The sequence below is a fragment of the Pseudonocardia ammonioxydans genome (assembly GCF_900115005.1).
Taxonomy (GTDB): Bacteria; Actinomycetota; Actinomycetes; order Mycobacteriales; family Pseudonocardiaceae; genus Pseudonocardia; species Pseudonocardia ammonioxydans.
Window position 1 is genome coordinate 40,747 of sequence record NZ_FOUY01000004.1, and the last position, 17,515, is coordinate 58,261.

Genomic DNA, 17,515 nt, shown 5'->3' on the forward strand with positions numbered 1-17,515 from the left:
TGCTCATGGCCGGCGCAGGGCCTGCTCGGGCCCTGCTCTCACGGGGCGAGCTCGCGGCCCAGCCGGCGGCGGGCGATGACGAGCTTCATGATCTGGGCGGTTCCGTCGCCGATCTGCAGGCCGAGCACGTCGCGCAGGCGCTGCTCGATCGGGAGCTCGGCACGGTAGCCGTACTGGCCGTGCAGCAGCAGGCACTGGTTGATCTGGTCGTAGGCGGTCTTCGGGGCGAACCACTTGCACATCGCCGCCTCGCTCGTGTGCGGCTCACCGGCGTCGGCGAGCCACAGCGCCCGGTGGCAGAGCGCGCGGGCGGCGGCGAGCAGCGTGTCGGCCTCCGCGAGCGGGAACGAGACGCCCTGGTTGACCGAGAGCGGCCGGTCGAAGGCCTCCCGTGTGGACACGTGGTCCCACGTCTCGTCGACGGTCTGCTGTGCACACCCGATGCACTGCAGCCCGATCAGCGCGCGGGAGAAGTCGAACCCGGCCATGACCTGGCCGAATCCCTGTCCCTCCGGGCCGAGCAGGTGGTCGGCCGGGATCCGGACCCCGTCGAGGTGGGCCGCCCCCCGGCCGACCGCGCGGGTCCCCATGTCCGGATAGGACTCGATGGTGACGCCAGGGCGGTCGAGCGGGACGAGGAAGGCGCTGATGCCGCGGCCGCGCTCGGTGGACCCGCCGGTGCGGGCGAAAACGACGACCGCCGAGGCGTCGGCGGCGAACGAGAGCGACTTGACCCCGTCGAGGACCCAGTCGGCGTCCTCGGAGGAGCCGTCGCGGGTCGCGGTCAGGCGCGGCACGCCGGCGTCGGACCCGGCGTGCGGTTCGGTGAGCCCGATCCCGACGATCTCCTCGCCGGAGCAGATCCGCGGCACCCAGTGCCGGGCGAGCTCGGGGACCGCGTTCGCGGCCAGGATCTGCCCGGTCAGCGCGCCGACGACGACGAGGTAGCCGACGTTGATGTCGCCGCGGCCGATCTCCTCGACGACCAGCCCGGTGGTGAGGCGGTCGGTCCCGCCGCCACCGAGGTCCGCGGGCAGCTGCGGGGCGATCAGGCCCAGCCGGCCCATCTCACGGCGGAGGTCGGGCTCGATCCGGCCCGCCGCCTCCCGCTGCCGGTAGCCGGGCAGCAGCTCCGTCGCGGCGAACCTGCTCGCCCGGTCGCGGTACTCGCGCTGGGCGTCGCTGGGGGCGAGGTCCACGTCGCCCTCCTTCCTGTCCCGGTCGCCGTGTCGATGCTGACCACGTTGGCAAAGTTTGACTTCGTAGTCAATACTTCACCGTGGGGTCGACGTCGGCCACGGTGGTGCGACACTGTGCGGAGGAGGTGCTCCGGTGACCTGGACAGACGCGGGGACCGAGCCGGTGGGGCGGGTTCAACGCAAGCGGGACAAGCGGATCCGGCAGATCCTCACGACCGCGGCCGAGCTGGTCGGCGAGCGCGGGTACGAGGCGGTGAGCCTGGAGGACGTCGCGGAGCGCCTCGACGTCACCAAGGGGTCGCTGTACTACTACTTCCCCGGCAAGGACGAACTGATCACCGCGGCGATCGAGACCCTCGGTGACGACTGGAGCTCGCGGCTCGAGCGGCTCCCGGCCGGGCAGGAGGGCACGCCGGGGCAGCGGCTGCGGGCCCTTGTCCGCGAGCACGTGGCGATCGCGGTGCGGGAGTACCCGGCCGCGCTACGGCTGTTCCTGGTCCCCAGTACCTGGCCCGACGCGCAGCGCACGAGGATCAAGGAGCTGCGCCGGCGGCACGACCGGGTGTTCCGCGCCGTGCTGGAGGAGGGTCTGGCGGCCGGGGACTTCGCGGTGCTGAGCGCGGACGCGACGTTGCAGTGCATGCACGCCTCGATGAGCCAGGCACCGGAGTGGTGCGGGGCCCTGCGGGGCCGGGCGCGGGAGCGCGCGCTCGACGAGCTCACCGACACGCTGATGAAGCTGGTCGCACCCGGTTGACCGCCCGGGGCGGGGTTCAGGAGACGAGCGGCAGGGGCCCGGACGGGCGGTCGAAGAACGTCCGGGCGGCCTCGCGCCGGCCCGGGATCCGGGGCAGCAGGGTCGTCTCGTCGGCCTGCGCCTCGGCCTGGGCGGCCAGCTCCTCACGGCGCTGCGCGTCCAGGCACTCGGCGACCAGCTCCCGCACGTCCGCCGTGACCGGGTGCGTCGCGCCGAGGTGCCGGTCGGCACTGTCCAAGGTGGACGTCAGCAGGCGGGCGGCACCGTTCAGGTCGCCGGTCTCGGCCCGGGCCATCGCGAGCGCGGCCCGGGAGGCGACGGTGCAGGGGTGCACGTCGCCGAGCACCCGGCGGCGCCGCGGGAGCACGTCCTCGTGCCGGGTGACGGCCTCCTCCGGCCGTCCGGTGATCCGGTGGGCGGCGGCGAGGGCGTCGGCGGCGGCCAGGGTGACCGGGTGGTCGGGGCCGAACGCCCGCTCACGGGCGGCGTGGTTGCGGGCGGCCAGGCCGAGGCCGCGGGTCTCGTCGTCGCCGAGGAGATAGGCCACGGCCAGGCTGCCCTCGACGACGAGCGTGTCGGGGTCGGCCGGACCGAGGTCGCGGCGGGCGGCGGCCAGCACGCGTTCGAGGCGCCGGGTCGCGTCGAGCAGCGCGTCGTCGTCGTCCGAGCGGCCGGCCGCCCGGACGTCGGTCGCGGCACGGTCGTGACGGGCACGCAGACCCGCCCGCGCCCCGGCGGCGCGGTGATCGACTGCCGCGCTCTCCCGGAGGAACGGCGAGCCGGCGAAGACGCTGTCACTCATGGTCACTCCGTGTCTCGTCACGCGGGTGTCCACACGCTCTGTAATCACCCGGTCAGCCCAGTGAACTGCCACTCAACGTACTCGGACCGGGTCCATTGGGGGAGACCCTGATCGGCTTTCGAGGCGTAGGCCACCCTAACTCGTTACGCAGTGTCGCCGAATGGGGACAGCCTGTCGAGATCGGCCGGGGTGCGCGGGCGGTGCGGGCACACCGTGGCATCGTCGGCGCCCCACCGGTACGTCAGGAGAGGCCCGATGACCCACCCGCTGTCCCGGCTGACCGCCGACGAGATCGACGCCGCGCGCGCCCTGCTGGCCGAGCACGACCTGCTCGGCCCCGGCGTGCGCGTGCCCGTGCTGGCACTCGAGGAGCCGCGGCGCGCCGAGGTCGCGGCGCACCGCGACGGTGACTCGGTGGACCGCAGGGTCCGTGCGGTCCTGCTGGACCCGGCGACCGGCACCTCGCGGACCGTGCTCGCCTCGCTCAGCCGGGCCGCGATCGACGAGCGGATCGAGCACGACCCGGCCGCCGACGGTCAGCCGCCGATCACCGGTGAGGAGATGGAGGGCGTCGACGCCATCGTCAAGGCCGACCCCGGATGGCGGGAGGCGATGGCGCGGCGCGGGATCGACGACGTCTCGCTCGTCGCCGCCTGCCCGCTCTCGGCCGGCTCGTTCGATCTGCCGGGGGAGAAGGGCCGCCGGATGTTGCGGGTGTTGTCGTTCCTGCAGCACCGCCCGGACGACAGCCCGTGGGCGCACCCGGTCGACGGTGTCGTGGCCTATGTGGACCTGCTGGAGCGCACGGTCGTCGAGCTGATCGACACCGGCGTCGTGCCGGTGCCCGAGGAGGAGGGCAACTTCGGCGAGGGGCCGTACCGGCAGAGCCGCACGCCGCTGCACGTCACCCAGCCCGAGGGGCCGAGCTTCACCGTGTCCGGCGACGACGTCGTCGAGTGGGAGGGCTGGCGGTTCCGGGTCGGGTTCGACCCGCGGGAGGGGCTCGTCCTGCACCAGCTGTCCATCATGGATCGTCCGGTCGCGCACCGGGTGTCGGTCGCGGAGATGGTCGTGCCCTACGCCGACCCCGGGCCGGTGCGGTTCTGGCAGAACTACTTCGACGCCGGCGAGTACCTGCTCGGCCAGCAGGCCAACTCGCTCGAGCTCGGCTGCGACTGCGTCGGCGAGATCCACTACTTCGACGCCGTCGTCGCCGACCCGGACGCCCGGCCGCGCACCATCCGCAACGCGATCTGCCTGCACGAGGAGGACGACGGCGTCCTCTGGAAGCACACCGACGTCTTCACCGGCAAGCAGGCCGTGCGCCGCCGCCGTCGCCTGGTGGTCTCGTTCTTCGCGACGATCGGGAACTACGACTACGGCTTCTACTGGCACCTGCACCAGGACGGTGCGGTCGAGCTCGACGTGCGCTCGACCGGCGTCGTGTTCACCGGCGCCTACGACGAACGCGGCTCCCGCTGGGCGAGCCAGGTCGCGCCCGGGCTCGGCGCTCCGTACCACCAGCACCTGTTCTGCGCCCGGCTCGACCTCACCGTCGACGGCGCCGAGGGGCGGGTCGACGAGCTCGACGTGCGCCGGCTGCCGGTCTCGGCGGAGAACCCGTACGGCAACGCCTTCGAACGCTCCGTCACCCGGATCGGGTCCGAACGTGATGGTGGGCGGATGGCGTCCATGAAGGACGGCCGGGTGTGGCGGGTGTCGTCGGCGCAACGGCGCAACCGGCTGGGTGAGCCGACCGCGTACGTCCTGGAGCCCGAGGACGGCCCGACGCTGCTCGCCGACGACTCCGCCTCGATCACCGCCCGGGCCGCGTTCGCGACCCGGCACCTGTGGGTCACCGCCTACGACCCCGCCCGGCGCTACCCGGCGGGGGAGCTGGTCAACCAGCACGCGGGGCACGCCGGGCTACCCGAGTGGGTCGCGGAGGACCGCGATCTGGACGGCACCGAGATCACCCTGTGGCACACCTTCGGGGTGACCCACTTCCCGCGCCCCGAGGACTGGCCCGTGATGCCCACCGCGTCCTGCGGGTTCCGACTCGCGCCCTCGGGGTTCTTCGACCGGAACCCGACCCTGGACGTGCCACCCGGGCACTGAGTCCGCACCGCACTGCGTCGTGCCCCGAGGGGCACCCTGGTGGCGCCGGGTGCCCCGAGGGTGCCCCTGGGGGCGGCGTCGGGGTCGCGGTGCCGGGCGGTGCGGCGCTCTCGGCGGCACGGGCGCCGTGCTGCGGGCCGTGGCGGCAGGTCAGCGCCGGACGGCGACGCTCGTGGCCGCGGCGGTCTCGGCCAGTCCCGCGCGGAGCCGGGCGATCGACTCGGGGAGGTGGTCGACGGCGTCGCGTGCCAGCTCGCGCGCGGTCGCCCGGTCGATCTCGGGCTCGAGCAGCCGCTCCACCCCGAGCGCGGAGAGCACCACGAGGGTGACCGCGCCGTGCAGGGTGAACGTGGCGGGGTGCCGGATCATGCTGCGGAGCGTGAGTCCCGGGGCGTGCGCGGCGGCGGAGTCCGTGACGGCCAGCTTCGTCCGGCGACGGCCGAGCAGTCCCCGCTCGGTCGTCACCGCCAGGACTCCGCGCTGTACGAGATCGTTCCGGACCGCCTCCAGCAGCGGCCCGCCGAGCGCGTCGATCCACGCGCGGACCGGGTGTGCCCGGGACTCGTGCGCGACGCTGTCGAGGACGAGCGTCGCGGCCTCACCGCAGCCGGGCCCGGGTGTGCCCGACCGGGTGGCCACGACCCGGTGCTCCGGGTCGATGCGCAGCGCCCCCGAAACCGCGAGATCGGCGATCTGGGCGCCGACCAGGCCGCACGCGAGCAGGTCGGGTGCCAGGCCGGATCGGCCGGCCGCCTCGTCGTAGGCGATCAGGAACAAGCCGTTCGCGAGTGCGCCCTGCTCCACGCGACTACCCCCAGGCATCGAGTCCCAGTGCTGACTCTGAGTAATTGATTAAGCGCATAACGGATAAGAATTACTCCGAATGCTCGGAACTTGTGACGTGACGTTAGCATCTTGCCTCGACTAACGACTTTCTCGAGATCTGGAGTCGCGCATGCCGGCACTCGCGACCACCGACCGGCAGGTGCCCGGTCTGCGGCGGCGCCGCCTCGGCGTGGTGCATCTGGTGTTCTTCACCGTCGCCGCGTCCGCCCCGCTCACCGTGCTCGCCGGCGGGGTCACCACCGCCTACGCGGTGAGTGGTAACCAGGGTGTCCCGCTGGCGTTCCTCGGCGTCGCCGCGGTGCTGGTGCTCTTCGCGGTCGGCTATGCCGCGATGAGCCGTCACGTCGCCAACGCCGGTGCCTTCTACTCGTATCTGGCCAGGGGACTCGGCCGCCCGGCCGGCGTCGCCGGGTCGTTCGTCGCGCTGGTCGGCTACAACGCCATCCAGATCGCGCTCTACGGCCTGTTCGGCTCGGCGATGTCCGACTTCGTCGCCGAGATCGCCGGGCTGCGGCTGCCGTGGTGGACCTGGGCACTGCTGGCGCTGCTCGCCGTCGGCTGGCTCGGCCTGCTGCGGGTGGACCTCAACGCCCGGGTGCTCGCGGTGCTGCTCGTCGTCGAGGTCCTGGTCGTCATCGGGTTCGACGTCGCCGGGTTCACCCGGCCCGCCGAGGGTGCGGTGACGCTCGACCCCCTGCTGCCGAGCACCCTGTTCGCGAGCGGGATCGGGGCGGTGGTCGCGTTCACCGTCGCGTCGTTCACCGGGTTCGAGTCCGGCGCGATCTACTCGGAGGAGGCGCGCAACCCGCGCAGCACGGTCGCCCGCGCGACGTTCATCGCGGTCTCCTTCACCGGCCTGTTCTACGCGTTGTCGGCCTGGGCGATGGTCGCCTCGACCGGGCCGTCGCAGCTGCAGGCGCGGGCCGCGGAGGAGGGGCCGGGCCTGGTCTTCGCGCCGCTGGCCGAGACGTTCGGTCCAGTCGTCGCCGACGTCGCCACGCTGCTGATGCTCACCAGCGTGTTCGCCGCGTTGCTGAGCTTCCACAACAGCGTCGCCCGCTACCTGTTCGCGCTCGGCCGCGAGCGGGTGCTGCCCGGTGTGCTGGCCACCGTGGGGGCGCGCTCCGGCGGCCCGCTGGCCGGGTCGCTGGCCCAGTCCGCACTGGCGCTCGTCGTCGTGATCGGGTTCGCGGTGAGCGCGGCCGACCCCATGCTCGCGCTGTTCAGCTGGTTCTCCGGGCTGTCCGCGATCGGTGTCGTGCTGCTGATGACCGGCACGTCCGTCGCCGTGATCGGCTTCTTCCGGCGCAACCGGTCCGCTCCGGCGTCGGTGTGGGCGCGGCTGATCGCGCCGGCGCTGGCGGCGGTGCTGCTCGCTGCGATCCTGGTGGTGCTGGTCGGCAACTTCGACGCACTGCTCGGGACCGACCCGTCCTCGCCGGTGCGCTGGATCCTGCCCGCCGTCGTGCTGCTCGCGGCCGTCGGCGGCGCCGGCTGGGCGCTGCGGCTGCGGCGCGACCGGCCCGAGATCTACGCCGGGATCGGCGGCGGTGAGCCCGCGCCGGACGGTGTCGCGCCCGACGCCGGTGCCCCCGCGGTCTACCGGCGCCGGGCCGGTGAGACGGGGCCGTCCGACTGGGCCGGTGCCGGAACCGCGGACCCGCTCGACGGTGCCGCGGCGCCGGTGTCGGATCCGCTCGACGAGCGGGCGACGACGGTGTTCACGATGCCCGGCCGTGGCGAGGACGAGGAGACCACCGAGTTCCGGCGGCCCGACCTGCGCGACTAGGACGGCACCCCTGAGTCCACGGGCATCACCCGTTCCGGGGTCACTCGACAGTGCGGAACCCGGGTCCACGCGGGTGGAATCCGCGGCCGGCCCTGGCTCCGTGCCCGTCGAGCGGTGAACGATCGCGGGCTCGCCGAGTGTGGAGGGGGCGCAGTGTCGTGACGGGCGGGTTCCGCGAGGGGGACGGTGCCGGTGGGTCCGGGACCGCAGGGGAGCAGCTCGACGTCCCGGACGGTGACGCAGCCGCCGGTACGCGGAACGAGGGGGCCGGTGCCGCGGAGACCACCGGTGCCGCGCCACCGCCGGTCGAGGACAGCGGAACCGGACCGTCCGTGGTGGCTTCCTCCGCGGACAGCGCGACGGGTACCACCGGAACGATCATCTCGACCGCTGCGACGGCCGTGATCGGCCCGACCGCGGCCCCCCAGGGATCGGGTGGTCACCGGCGCGCCTCGGCCGGCGGGCCGCCGCCGCGCCCGCCGCTGTATCCCGCGCCACCACTGCACACCGGGCCGCAGGCCACCGCCATCGGTGCGGCATCCACTGTCGATACACAGTCGACAGCGACAGAGTCAGCGACAGAGTCCACCCCGGACACCCTTGCGTGGGGCGGCGGGGACGCCGGGCCGACGTCCACACTGCACGCCGAGCCGGTCCGCGGGTCGGCGGTGCGGTCGACGTCGCGGATGGCGGTGCTCGGCGTCGTGGGGGCCGTGTTGGCCGTCGCGGGTGCCGCAGCGGCCGGTGCCGCGACGGTCGCGGCGTCCCGGCACGACGGTGGCTGGCCCGAACTCGGGGACCCGGCAGCGGTCACGGACCCACGCGGCCCCGGGCCCGGTGCGGGATCCGTCCCGGGCGCCGGCCTGCCGGGGCCAGGTGGTGCGCCGGCCTCCGGTGGGGCGGACGACGCCCGCGGATCACATCCCGGCCGATCCGATCCCTCCGAGGAGAACGCCGGCGCCGAGGCGGGGGAGAGCTCCTCCAGGGCGGTGTCCGGTCCGAACTCGTCCACACCGGACACGAGACCCGCGCCGGCGCCCGGCGTGGACCCGGGCCGCGCCGGCGCGGCGGTTCCCGGGAGCGCAGGAGCCGGCTCTGGTGACGGTCCGGGACCGGCCGGTGCCGGGCCCGGCACCGCCGGGACGGCCCCGGTGCCGGGAGGTGGGGCGCCCGGCCCCGGGAGCGCCGAGCCTGCGCCGGACGCCGGTGCCCCCGGCTCCGGCGGGGACGGCACGACTCCGGGCGGGAACGGCACCGCGCCCGGCGGGGGCGGCCCTGCCCCGGGTGGGAGCGGCACCGCTCCCGGTGGGGGCGGTCCTGCTCCCGGTGGGGATGGCACCGCGCCCGCTGGGGATGGCCCTGCCCCGGGTGGGAGCGGCCCCGCGCCGGGTGGGGGTGGTCCTGCTCCCGGTGGGGACGGCTCTACCCCCGGCGGGGACGGCGCCGCGCCCGGCGGGAACGGCTCTGCCCCGGGTGGAAGCAGCCCCGCGCCCGGTGGGGGCGGCCCCGCGCCCGGTGGGGGCGGCCCCGCCCCCGGTGGGAGCGGCCCCGCTCCTGGTGGGGATGGCGCGGCTCCCGGCGTCGACGGCACTGGCCCCGGCGGGGGTGCACCGGCTCCCGGTGGGGGTGCGTCCGACCCAGGCGGTGCCGGCCCCGCACCGGGTGGAACAGGCGCGGCTCCCGGCGGTGTCGGCCCGACACCGGACTGAACGGGAACGGCGGTCGGTGTCGCGGGCGGGTCCCGAGGAGCAGCGGCCGGCCACGAGGGGTGCAGGAGGGTGCGCGATCGAGCAGCGGTGCCCGGATGTTCCCCGTGGTCCGCGGTCAGCCGGCGGCGAGGATCTGTTCGCGCAGGATGTCGGCGTGGCCGCAGTGGTGCGCGAGCTCCCGCGCCACCTGCAGGTGCAGCCAGCGCACGGTGATCGGACGCCCGCGTCCGGTCACGATCCGGTCCAGGTCCAGACCGGCCATGGTGGCCCGCGACCGGTCGCACACCTCGCGGTACCGCGCGCGGACCACGGCAACGGTGTCGTCGGCGGTGAGGGCGAAGGACTCGTCGACCGTCTCCGGGGACCCGAGCTCGGCCCGGCTCGCGCCGGTCACCGCTTCGCCGAACCACGCGGACTCGACCAGGATCGCGTGCTTGACCAGGCCGAGCAGCGTCGTCGCCGACGGGACCAGCCGTCGCCGCGCCTGCTCCTCGGTCAGGCCGTCGAGGCTGCGGTCGAGCCGGGTGCGGTACTCCTCGACGAACGCGGTCAGCTGCGTGCGCTCGTCAGCGTCCTGGACGTCGAACAGTCCGCTCATGTGGCCGAGCGTACGTCCGTCGACCACGCGGGTGAGTGACGACGCGGACGCCGCCGGGGTGCCACAGTGGACCGCCGACCCGCTACCCCGTGGAGAGCGCACGTGACTGCCCCGGAGACCGCCGCCGACAGCTCGATGCACGGCGGGGCGGAACTCGCACCGATCGTCCACCGGCTGGGCCAGGGCGTGCTCGACGTGGTCGGGGTGGCCGTCGTCGTCCAGCTCGTGGGGTGGTTGCTGCCGGATCCGATGTGGATGGCCGGCGCGACCGGGCAGGGCGGCGGGCACAGCGCGGTGTTCCTCGTGCTGCTGGTGCTCCTGCCCGCCCTCACCGGCCGGACGATCGGGATGCGGCTGCTCGGCCTGCGCGTGCGCCGTGCCGACGACCGCGAGCCCGCCGGCTTCTGGCGGCACGTCGTGCGGGGGCTCCTGCTCCCGGTCGACCTGGTGTTCCTCGGTCTGATCGGCATCGTGACGATGCTGTCGACCGGACGGCGGGTGCAGCGGCTCGGGGACCTGGCCGCCGGCACGGTCGTCGAACTCGACCGCTGACCCGACCTGCCCGCTGACCCGACCTGCCCGCTGCCCGAACGACTGCTGTCCTGAGCCACCCCCTGACCGACCGGCGTCCGACCGTGGTCGGACGCCGGGGATCCGCCCCCGCTCCGACGCGCGACGAGGCGCCCGGCGGAGATCGTCGACACCATGACGACGACCGACCCGGCCGGTACCGCCGGCCGTGCTCCCCTCACGACGCCCGGGCTGTTCCCGGCCGTGACCAGGACCCGTGAGGCGCCGCCCGGCTCGCGTGCGGTGGCGTCCCGCACGACGTGGGCGACCGGCCGGCACCGCACCGGCGGGTCCGGCGCCGGCCGGGGCCGGCTGGTCGGGGTCGACGCCGCCCGCGGTCTCGCGGTGCTCGGCATGATCGTCGCGCACGTCGCCGCCGCCGACGCGGGCGCCGGGTTGTGGCAGCTGGTGAACGGGCGCGCCGCCGTCCTGTTCGGAGTGCTCGGTGGGGTGTCGCTGGCCCTGTCGGCGGCACCGGTCCTGCGCTCGGGCGACGCGAGCGGGCGCGCACGGCTGCGTCGCCGGGTCGCCGTCCGCGCCCTTCTCCTCATCGGGCTCGGGCTCGGCCTGGCCGCGGTGAGCACCGGGCCGATGGTGATCCTCACCGTCTACGGCGTCGAGTTCCTCCTGGTCCTGCCGCTGCTGTTCGCCGGCCCGCGGACCCTCGCGGTGACCGCGGCGGTGTGGGCCGTGGCCGGTCCGCTGCTGTCGTTCGCGCTGCGCTCGGTGCTCCCCGGGCCGACCGACGACGCGGGGAACACGATCATCGGCAACGTCGTGCAGCCGTCCGACCTGCTCTCGGTCCCCGGGCTCGTCCGCGCGCTCGACACGGTGCTGCTCTCCGGCGCCTACCCGGTGCTGACCTGGATGCCGTTCCTGTTGCTGGGCATGGCGATCGGCCGCCTCGACCTGCGTGCGGCCGCCGGTCGGCTGCTGGCCGGGGGTCTGGTGGGGGCCACGATCGGGTACGGGGGATCATGGCTCGCCGTGGATGTGCTCGGTGGCCGCCAGGCGCTGCTCGGCAGCGTCGCCCCGGTGTCCGACGCGCTCGGCCTCCCGCCCGAGGCCGCACTGGACCTGCTCGGCACCGCCTCGTACGGCACCGTCGCCACCACGACGCCGGCCTGGCTGCTCGCCGCCACCCCGCACAGCGGGAGCCCGTTCGACGTCGTCGGTGCCTCCGGCGTCGCGGTCGCCGTGCTCGCCCTGTGCCTGCTCGTCGCCCGCGCCGTCCCGCTGCTGCTCGGGCCGCTCGCGGCCACCGGCGCGCTCGCCCTGACCCTCTACGCCGGACACATCGTGGCGCTGGCGCTCATCGGTGACGCACTGCCGACGGAGCCGTGGACGATCACGGCGGTGTTCTGCATCGTCGCGATCCTCGTGGCGACCGGCTGGCGGGGGCTCGTCGGCCGGGGCCCGCTCGAGGGCGCGGTGCACGCCGTCTCGACCCGCGCGGCGGGCGCGCGGTGAGCGCCGCCGAGAAGCCGACGCTGGTCGAGCGGTTCGTCACGCTGTGCCGGCGCAACCCGGTCGTCGTCGACGCCGTGCTCGCCGCGCTCCTGCTGTGGATCGCGATCAGCTGGACGCTCGAGGGGAAGGTCGCCCGGGCGGAGCAGGGGGCGGCGCTGGTCGTCGCGGTGCTGGCGGCGGCGCCCGTGGTGTTCCGCCGGACGCACCCGATCCCCGCCGCCGTCGGCACCGCCGTCGTCGCCGGGGTGGCGCAACTGGCGGTCCCGGGACTGGTGGCGGCGCTGCTGCTGCCCGCACTCGTCATGGGGTACTCGGCGATCGCGTACGGCCCCCGTTGGGCGGGCGCGGTGGCGTTCCTGCTGCTCGTCGCCGGCGCGACCATGCCGTCACTGCTGCGGCTGCTGACCCGGCCCGCGGGAGACCCACCGCTGGGGGTGAGCCTGTGGCTGCTCGGTTTCCCGCTGGGCGTCGCCGCGGGCGTGTGGCTGGCCGGGTCCCTGCGCCGCGCGTCGTTCCGGCACACCGAGGGCCTGCGCGAACGGGCCCGGCTGCTGGAGGAGAGCCGACGCCAGGAGGTGCGGATCGAGCTGCTCGCCGAGCGCTCCCGGATCTCCCGCGAGGTGCACGACGTCGTCGCGCACTCGCTGTCCGGGATCATCGCGCAGGCCGACGGCGGGCAGTTCGCCGCCCGGCGCGACCCGGCCAAGGCGGTCGACGTGCTCGCCGGGATCGCCGACACCGGACGTGAGGCACTGGCCGACGTCCGCGGGCTGCTGGAGATGCTGCGCGACTCCGGTGTGGACGGTGTGGCTGACAAGGACGCCACATCGGACACGGCGGGCCGCCCGCAGCCGGGTACCGACGACGTCCCCGCACTGGTCGAGCAGGTCCGGGCCGGCGGCCTGCCGGTCGACCTCGTGGTCACCGGTACGCCCCGCCCGGCCGGCACCGGGCCCGGCCTGACCGCCTACCGGGTGGTGCAGGAGGCGCTGACCAACGTGATCAAGCATGCCGGGCCGGGCACGCCGGCCCACGTCCGTCTCGAATGGACCGACGACGAGCTGATCGTCCGGGTCCGTGACGAGGGCGCCCGCGGCCCGGTGCCGCGACCGCCCCGCGGCGGGCACGGCCTGACCGGCATGCGTGAGCGGGCCGCCCTGCACGGCGGCTCGGTCGAGACCGGGCCGCACCCGGACGGCGGGTGGTCCGTCCGGCTGCGGCTGCCACTGGCGACACACCGAGGAGAGCCGTGACCGACCCCGTCCGCCTGATGCTGGTCGACGACCAGGAACTCGTCCGTGCCGGCTTCGCGATGGTGCTCGACTCGTGTGACGACCTCACGGTCGTCGCGCAGGCCGGGGACGGCGAGCAGGCGCTCGCCGAGCTCGAGCGCACCGCGATCGACGTCGTGCTGATGGACGTCCGGATGCCGCGCCTGGACGGCATCGAGGCCACCCGGCGGGCCGTCGCCGCGCACCCCGGCGTGAAGGTGCTCGTGCTGACGACCTTCGACCTCGACGAGTCCGTCACCGCGGCGATCGGGGCCGGGGCCAGTGGGTTCCTGCTCAAGGACGTGAAGCCGGAGGGCCTGATCGACGCCGTGCGGACGGTCCACAGTGGTGAATCGGTGGTCGATCCGGTGTCGACCCGGCGGCTGCTGCGCGCCACGGCACCGCTGCTGTCCGCGCCGGAGCCGGTCGCCGCGGCCCCGGAGGCGCAGGCCGTGCTCGCCGAGCTGACCCCGCGAGAGCGCGAGGTGCTGATGCTCGTCGGTGACGGGCGCTCCAACTCCGAGATCATGGGCGAGCTGTTCGTCTCCGAGGCCACGGTGAAGACCCACATCGGGCACCTGCTGGCCAAGACGCGCTGCCGCGACCGCGTCCAGCTGGTTGCACTGGCCTTCCGCGCCGGCCTGGTGAGCTGACCCGGCGCCGCCTCGGGACGGCGAGTGTCACGCAGGTGCGCCGGGACGAGCATCTGCGTGACACCCGGTGTCGGCAGCGCGGCGCGGCCCCGGGCCGAGGACCGCGAGTGTCACGCAGGGGTTCCGGGGCGGACATCTGCGTGACACTCGGCGGCGGGTGCGGCGGGTGCGGCGGGTGCGGCGGGTGAGTGGGTCAGTGGGGGCGGGCGTCGATCACGCTGCGCGGGCCGGAGGTGGGCACGATCGCCTCGACCCGGAAGCCGGTCTCGGCGAGCAGCGCCGTGTACTCGGCGGCGGTGCGTTCCCGCCCGCCGGTGCCAACCAGCATGTGCAGGTCGTAGAGCGCCGGGCCGGGTTCGCCGGGGGTGCCGTCGGGCAGCACCTGCTCCAGCACGAGTACACGGGCCTCCGGGGGCGTCGCGACGCGGACCGTCTGCAGCAGCGCGCGGCACTCGTCGTCGGTCCAGTCGTGCAGGACGAACGAGAGCAGGTAGACGTCCGCGCCGCCGGGGACGGCCTCGAAGAAGTCGCCCAGCATCACGTCGCAGCGGTGCCCGACCCCGGCCGCGACGAGCTCGTCGTGCGCCCGTTGCGCGACGTGCGGCAGGTCGAGCAGGATCCCGCGGCACGCCGGGCGGGCGTCGAGCACGTGCCGCAGCAGCGCCCCCGTCCCACCGCCGACGTCGACGACCGTGCTGCCGTCCGGGACGTCGTAGGCCGCGACGAACGCGGCGCCGGCCTCGTGGACCAGGCCGCGTTGGGTGACGTCGTAGAGCGCGCCCAGCTCCGGCCGGCGGGCGAGGTGGTCGAAGATCGGGCGTCCGTTGACCCGGCGGCAGGCCTGCTCGCCGGTGCGGACCGACTCGGTCAGGTCGTCCCACAGCGGCCGCCACAGCCGGGAGGTGAGCAGGGCGCGGGCGTGCGCGCCGCCGGGCGCGTCCCGGCGCAGCGCGTCGCCCAGCTCGGTGCTCACCCAGCCGCCGGGTTCGCGGGTGCAGAGTCCGAGCGTGGCCAGCGCGCGCAGCAGCCGCTCCAGTGTCGGCCGGTGCGCGCCGGTCTGCTCGGCGAGCACGTCGGTGTGGGCGGGCCCGTGGGCGAGCACGTCCATGACGCCCAGCTCGGCGGTCGCGCACAGCGCGTCGGTGATCCAGTGGGCCTGGACCATCCCGATCAGGCGGCCGGTGGCGGTGTCCATCAGGGCTCCTCACGACGCGGGGACGGTCGGGAGCAGTGTCCCCGCTCACACCGGCCGGCGCTCGGATCCGGTCAGAACCCCGGGTGCTCGCGCAGGTTGACCTGGTCGCAGGTCAGGGCGAACGCGTCGACCTCGTCCGGGGTCGGCGGGTGCGCCCGGGCCGCGAACTCGGCGAGACCGCGGAAGTAGCGCTCCCGCGGGGCGCCCGGGACGAACAGGATGAGGAACCGGGCGTCGGAACCGGGGCCGGTGCGGAAGGCGTGCACCCCGTGCGGCGGCACGTGCACGAGGTCACCGGGCCCGGCCTCGGTCCACTCCGTCCCGGTCATGATCCGCAGACGGCCGTCGATCACGTAGAAGCTCTCGGTGAACCCGGAGTGGTAGTGCGGCAGCGCGCCGGGGGAGTCCTCCGGGATCCACGACTCGAACAGCCCGAAGCCGCCACCGACGTCGTCCCCGGGTGCGGCGAACCGGGTCCACGACCCGGTCGGGGAGGTGACGACCCGCTCGGTGCCGGCGGCCGGGCGCAGGACGGCGGACGGTTCGGGAAAGCTCACACCTACCGACGGTAGTGCCCCGACGACCGGGCGTCATGCCACGACGACCGGTCGGTCCCGGCGGGGCGGGCCCGACCCGACCGGGGGAGCGCGGGGCCACGGCGGCGGCCTCGGTATCGTCGGCGGCGCGGTCGGAGCACGTCCGCCCGGGAACGGCGAGTGGTCTCGTCACCCGGGGAAGGAACCCGGGGAGAAACGAGGTGAGGTCCGTGCGCGTCCTCTCCTCGCTGCTGCTCCTGCTGCTGGCCCTGGTCGTCTGTGCCGGGCCCGCCGCGGCCGCCCCCGGGCACCACGTGACCTCACTCGGCTCGGCCGAGTGCCCGTACGAGCCGCCGAGCACGCTGCACGCCGGCGACTCGGAGCAGGTCCCACGCCGGGAGGGCACCGAGGCCCCGGCCCCGGCCGCCGTACCGATGACGCCGGTCGCCGTGGTCCCCGCCGGGCACGCCGACACGGCCCCGAGGCCCCCACCGGAACGGACGCTGCTCGCGCCGTCGCCGGTCGAGCAGCTCTGCGTGGACCGGAACTGACCGGGAGGGAAGTCGCCGACCCCGTCCCGTACCCGTGACCGGCCCCGTGCCGACCTCCGTGGAGGACCCTCCCGATGACCCGCAACGTCAAGATCTCCCTGCTCGTGGTGGGCGCGTTCGCGCTGCTCGTGGCAGGCCTGTTGTTCGCCACCCGCCCGGACGCGCCGCCGAGCGACGGCGCCGCGGGCGGCGCCCGGGCCGACGCCCTCGCCCCCGCCGACGCGCCCCGCCTCAACGAGGCCCCGAACGCCTCGGCGACCCTGGTCGAGTTCCTCGACTTCCAGTGCCCCGGCTGCGCGCAGCTACAGCCGATCATGGGGCAGCTCGCGCAGCAGTACGGCGACCAGGTGGAGTTCGTCATCCGCGACTTCCCGCTGCCGATGCACCCGAACGCCGAGGCGGCCGCCGTCGCGGCCGAGGCCGCGCACCAGCAGGGGCAGTTCGTCCCCATGTACGAGCAGTTGTTCCAGAATCAGCAGGCCTGGGCCGAGCAGCCCGACCCGACCGGCATCTTCCGGGGCTACGCCGAGGAGATCGGCCTCGACATGGCCGGCTACGACGCGGCCGTCGCCGACCCGGCCACACTGGACGCGGTGAACGCCGACAAGGAGGCCGGTGCGGCCGCCGGGGTGCAGGGCACCCCGACGATCTTCGTGAACGGCGAGCAGGTGCAGGTCAGCTCGGTGCAGGACATCACCGACGCCCTGGACGCGGCGGTGGGCCGATGACGGCCGCCGCCCCGACCGAGGAGTTCGCCCGCGTGCCCGACGAACCCGCCCCCACCGCCGGCGTCCCCGGCCCGGTGCCCCGGTTCCTGCCCTGGCTGCTCACCCTCGGCGGCGCGCTCGGCCTGCTGGCCGCGTTCACGCTGACCGTCGAGCGGATCGAGCTGCTGCTGGACCCGAACTACACGCCCTCGTGCAGCCTCAACCCGGTGCTGTCCTGCGGGTCGGTGATGACGACCGAGCAGGCCGCCTTCTTCGGGTTCCCCAACCCGCTGCTCGGGATCGGTGCGTACGCCGTCGTCGTCACGACCGGGGCCGCGCTGCTCGCCCGGGTCCGGTTCCCGGCGTGGTGGTGGACCGGCCTGACCATCGGGTCGGCCGCGGGCATCGTGTTCGTCCACTACCTGATCTTCCAGAGCCTGTACCGGATCGGGGCCCTGTGCCCGTACTGCATGGTCGTCTGGGCCGTGACGATGCCGATCTTCTGGTACACCGCGCTCGCGACCCTGGACCGCACGGGCGTCGCCCGGGGGATGTACAACGCGCTGCGCCAGTACCACGCGGTGCCGGTCGTGCTCTGGTACGTCGTGATCATCGGGCTGTCGCTGCAGCGGTTCTGGTCCTACTGGTCCAGCCTGATCTGATCGGGCCCCGGGCCGGGACCCGCCACGGGACCACACGCGGGCCCGATCCGGGTGACCTGCCGACCGGCACCGGCGTGGCCGG

Annotated in this window: 16 protein-coding genes; 10 read left to right on the top strand and 6 right to left on the bottom strand. The window is 74.8% G+C overall.

The genetic code is table 11. The features are described from left to right. Positions 1-38: 38 nt before the first annotated feature. A complete protein-coding gene (locus BM093_RS05660; RefSeq protein ID WP_093338254.1) occupies positions 39-1,199 on the bottom strand; it encodes an acyl-CoA dehydrogenase family protein in 1,161 nt (386 codons plus the stop codon). Between the two features lie 133 nt (positions 1,200-1,332). Here BM093_RS05660 and BM093_RS05665 point away from each other — a divergent pair, with 133 nt between their 5' ends. Continuing rightward, positions 1,333-1,956 carry a TetR/AcrR family transcriptional regulator gene (locus BM093_RS05665; RefSeq protein ID WP_093338257.1) on the top strand — a complete coding sequence of 208 codons (624 nt, stop codon included), beginning with the start codon at positions 1,333-1,335 and terminating at the stop codon, positions 1,954-1,956. Between the two features lie 16 nt (positions 1,957-1,972). On the opposite strand, the gene BM093_RS05670 is transcribed toward BM093_RS05665, so the two are convergent. Then, on the bottom strand, positions 1,973-2,758 hold the full coding sequence (locus BM093_RS05670) for a tetratricopeptide repeat protein (RefSeq protein WP_093338259.1): 786 nt from the start codon (positions 2,756-2,758) through the stop codon (positions 1,973-1,975). Positions 2,759-3,013: 255 nt separating this feature from the next. Between BM093_RS05670 and BM093_RS05675 the strand changes: the two genes are divergently transcribed. Continuing rightward, positions 3,014-4,876: a primary-amine oxidase gene (locus tag BM093_RS05675; protein WP_093338262.1), complete on the top strand. Its 1,863-nt coding sequence runs from the start codon at positions 3,014-3,016 to the stop codon at positions 4,874-4,876. A 150-nt stretch (positions 4,877-5,026) separates the two neighbouring features. Here the strand turns inward: BM093_RS05675 and BM093_RS05680 are convergent, their stop codons facing one another. Beyond that, the gene (locus BM093_RS05680) at positions 5,027-5,680 is read right to left on the bottom strand and encodes a GOLPH3/VPS74 family protein (RefSeq protein ID WP_177238287.1); all 654 of its coding nucleotides are present in this window, start codon (positions 5,678-5,680) and stop codon (positions 5,027-5,029) included. A 151-nt stretch (positions 5,681-5,831) separates the two neighbouring features. Between BM093_RS05680 and BM093_RS05685 the strand changes: the two genes are divergently transcribed. Then, complete coding sequence (locus BM093_RS05685; RefSeq protein ID WP_093338267.1) at positions 5,832-7,511, top strand: APC family permease; 1,680 nt, start codon at positions 5,832-5,834, stop codon at positions 7,509-7,511. Positions 7,512-9,335: 1,824 nt separating this feature from the next. Here BM093_RS05685 and BM093_RS05690 read toward each other — a convergent pair. Next, positions 9,336-9,818 carry a DinB family protein gene (locus BM093_RS05690; protein WP_093338269.1) on the bottom strand — a complete coding sequence of 161 codons (483 nt, stop codon included), beginning with the start codon at positions 9,816-9,818 and terminating at the stop codon, positions 9,336-9,338. Positions 9,819-9,920: 102 nt separating this feature from the next. Between BM093_RS05690 and BM093_RS05695 the strand changes: the two genes are divergently transcribed. The 4 genes from BM093_RS05695 to BM093_RS05710 all read left to right on the top strand — a co-directional run bounded on the left by BM093_RS05695 (position 9,921) and on the right by BM093_RS05710 (position 13,782). Continuing rightward, a complete protein-coding gene (locus BM093_RS05695) occupies positions 9,921-10,370 on the top strand; it encodes an RDD family protein (RefSeq protein WP_093338272.1) in 450 nt (149 codons plus the stop codon). A 153-nt stretch (positions 10,371-10,523) separates the two neighbouring features. Further along, entirely contained in the window at positions 10,524-11,858 is a 1,335-nt protein-coding gene (locus tag BM093_RS05700; RefSeq protein WP_093338275.1) for a heparan-alpha-glucosaminide N-acetyltransferase domain-containing protein, read from the top strand. Further along, a complete protein-coding gene (locus BM093_RS05705; RefSeq protein ID WP_093338278.1) occupies positions 11,855-13,111 on the top strand; it encodes a sensor histidine kinase in 1,257 nt (418 codons plus the stop codon). Before BM093_RS05700 ends, BM093_RS05705 begins: the two co-directional genes overlap by 4 nt. A gap of 17 nt (positions 13,112-13,128) precedes the next feature. Further along, on the top strand, positions 13,129-13,782 hold the full coding sequence (locus BM093_RS05710) for a response regulator transcription factor (RefSeq protein ID WP_093338676.1): 654 nt from the start codon (positions 13,129-13,131) through the stop codon (positions 13,780-13,782). A gap of 193 nt (positions 13,783-13,975) precedes the next feature. On the opposite strand, the gene BM093_RS05715 is transcribed toward BM093_RS05710, so the two are convergent. Both BM093_RS05715 and BM093_RS05720 read right to left on the bottom strand, forming a co-directional pair. Further along, positions 13,976-14,977, bottom strand: coding sequence for a methyltransferase (locus BM093_RS05715; RefSeq protein WP_093338281.1), 1,002 nt, complete (start codon positions 14,975-14,977; stop codon positions 13,976-13,978). Between the two features lie 71 nt (positions 14,978-15,048). After that, positions 15,049-15,534, bottom strand: a complete 486-nt coding sequence (locus BM093_RS05720; RefSeq protein WP_093338284.1) for a cupin domain-containing protein — start codon at positions 15,532-15,534, stop codon at positions 15,049-15,051. Positions 15,535-15,743: 209 nt separating this feature from the next. Here BM093_RS05720 and BM093_RS05725 point away from each other — a divergent pair, with 209 nt between their 5' ends. The 3 genes from BM093_RS05725 to BM093_RS05735 all read left to right on the top strand — a co-directional run bounded on the left by BM093_RS05725 (position 15,744) and on the right by BM093_RS05735 (position 17,433). Next, positions 15,744-16,064 (top strand): hypothetical protein, encoded by a 321-nt coding sequence (locus BM093_RS05725; protein ID WP_093338287.1) that lies wholly within the window; start codon positions 15,744-15,746, stop codon positions 16,062-16,064. Between the two features lie 74 nt (positions 16,065-16,138). Then, positions 16,139-16,792, top strand: a complete 654-nt coding sequence (locus BM093_RS05730; protein WP_093338289.1) for a DsbA family protein — start codon at positions 16,139-16,141, stop codon at positions 16,790-16,792. Beyond that, positions 16,789-17,433 carry a vitamin K epoxide reductase family protein gene (locus BM093_RS05735; RefSeq protein WP_093338293.1) on the top strand — a complete coding sequence of 215 codons (645 nt, stop codon included), beginning with the start codon at positions 16,789-16,791 and terminating at the stop codon, positions 17,431-17,433. Before BM093_RS05730 ends, BM093_RS05735 begins: the two co-directional genes overlap by 4 nt. The last annotated feature ends 82 nt before the right edge of the window (positions 17,434-17,515 follow it).

What these genes read in the sequence shown, in the direction of transcription:
- BM093_RS05730 (WP_093338289.1), top strand. Translation starts at nt 16,139, where the DNA reads ATGACCCGCAACGTCAAGATCTCCCTGCTCGTGGTGGGCGCGTTCGCG.
- BM093_RS05685 (WP_093338267.1), top strand. Translation starts at nt 5,832, where the DNA reads ATGCCGGCACTCGCGACCACCGACCGGCAGGTGCCCGGTCTGCGGCGG.
- BM093_RS05670 (WP_093338259.1), bottom strand. Translation starts at nt 2,758, where the DNA reads ATGAGTGACAGCGTCTTCGCCGGCTCGCCGTTCCTCCGGGAGAGCGCG.
- BM093_RS05735 (WP_093338293.1), top strand. Translation starts at nt 16,789, where the DNA reads ATGACGGCCGCCGCCCCGACCGAGGAGTTCGCCCGCGTGCCCGACGAA.
- BM093_RS05710 (WP_093338676.1), top strand. Translation starts at nt 13,129, where the DNA reads ATGCTGGTCGACGACCAGGAACTCGTCCGTGCCGGCTTCGCGATGGTG.
- BM093_RS05690 (WP_093338269.1), bottom strand. Translation starts at nt 9,818, where the DNA reads ATGAGCGGACTGTTCGACGTCCAGGACGCTGACGAGCGCACGCAGCTG.
- BM093_RS05675 (WP_093338262.1), top strand. Translation starts at nt 3,014, where the DNA reads ATGACCCACCCGCTGTCCCGGCTGACCGCCGACGAGATCGACGCCGCG.
- BM093_RS05715 (WP_093338281.1), bottom strand. Translation starts at nt 14,977, where the DNA reads ATGGACACCGCCACCGGCCGCCTGATCGGGATGGTCCAGGCCCACTGG.
- BM093_RS05700 (WP_093338275.1), top strand. Translation starts at nt 10,524, where the DNA reads ATGACGACGACCGACCCGGCCGGTACCGCCGGCCGTGCTCCCCTCACG.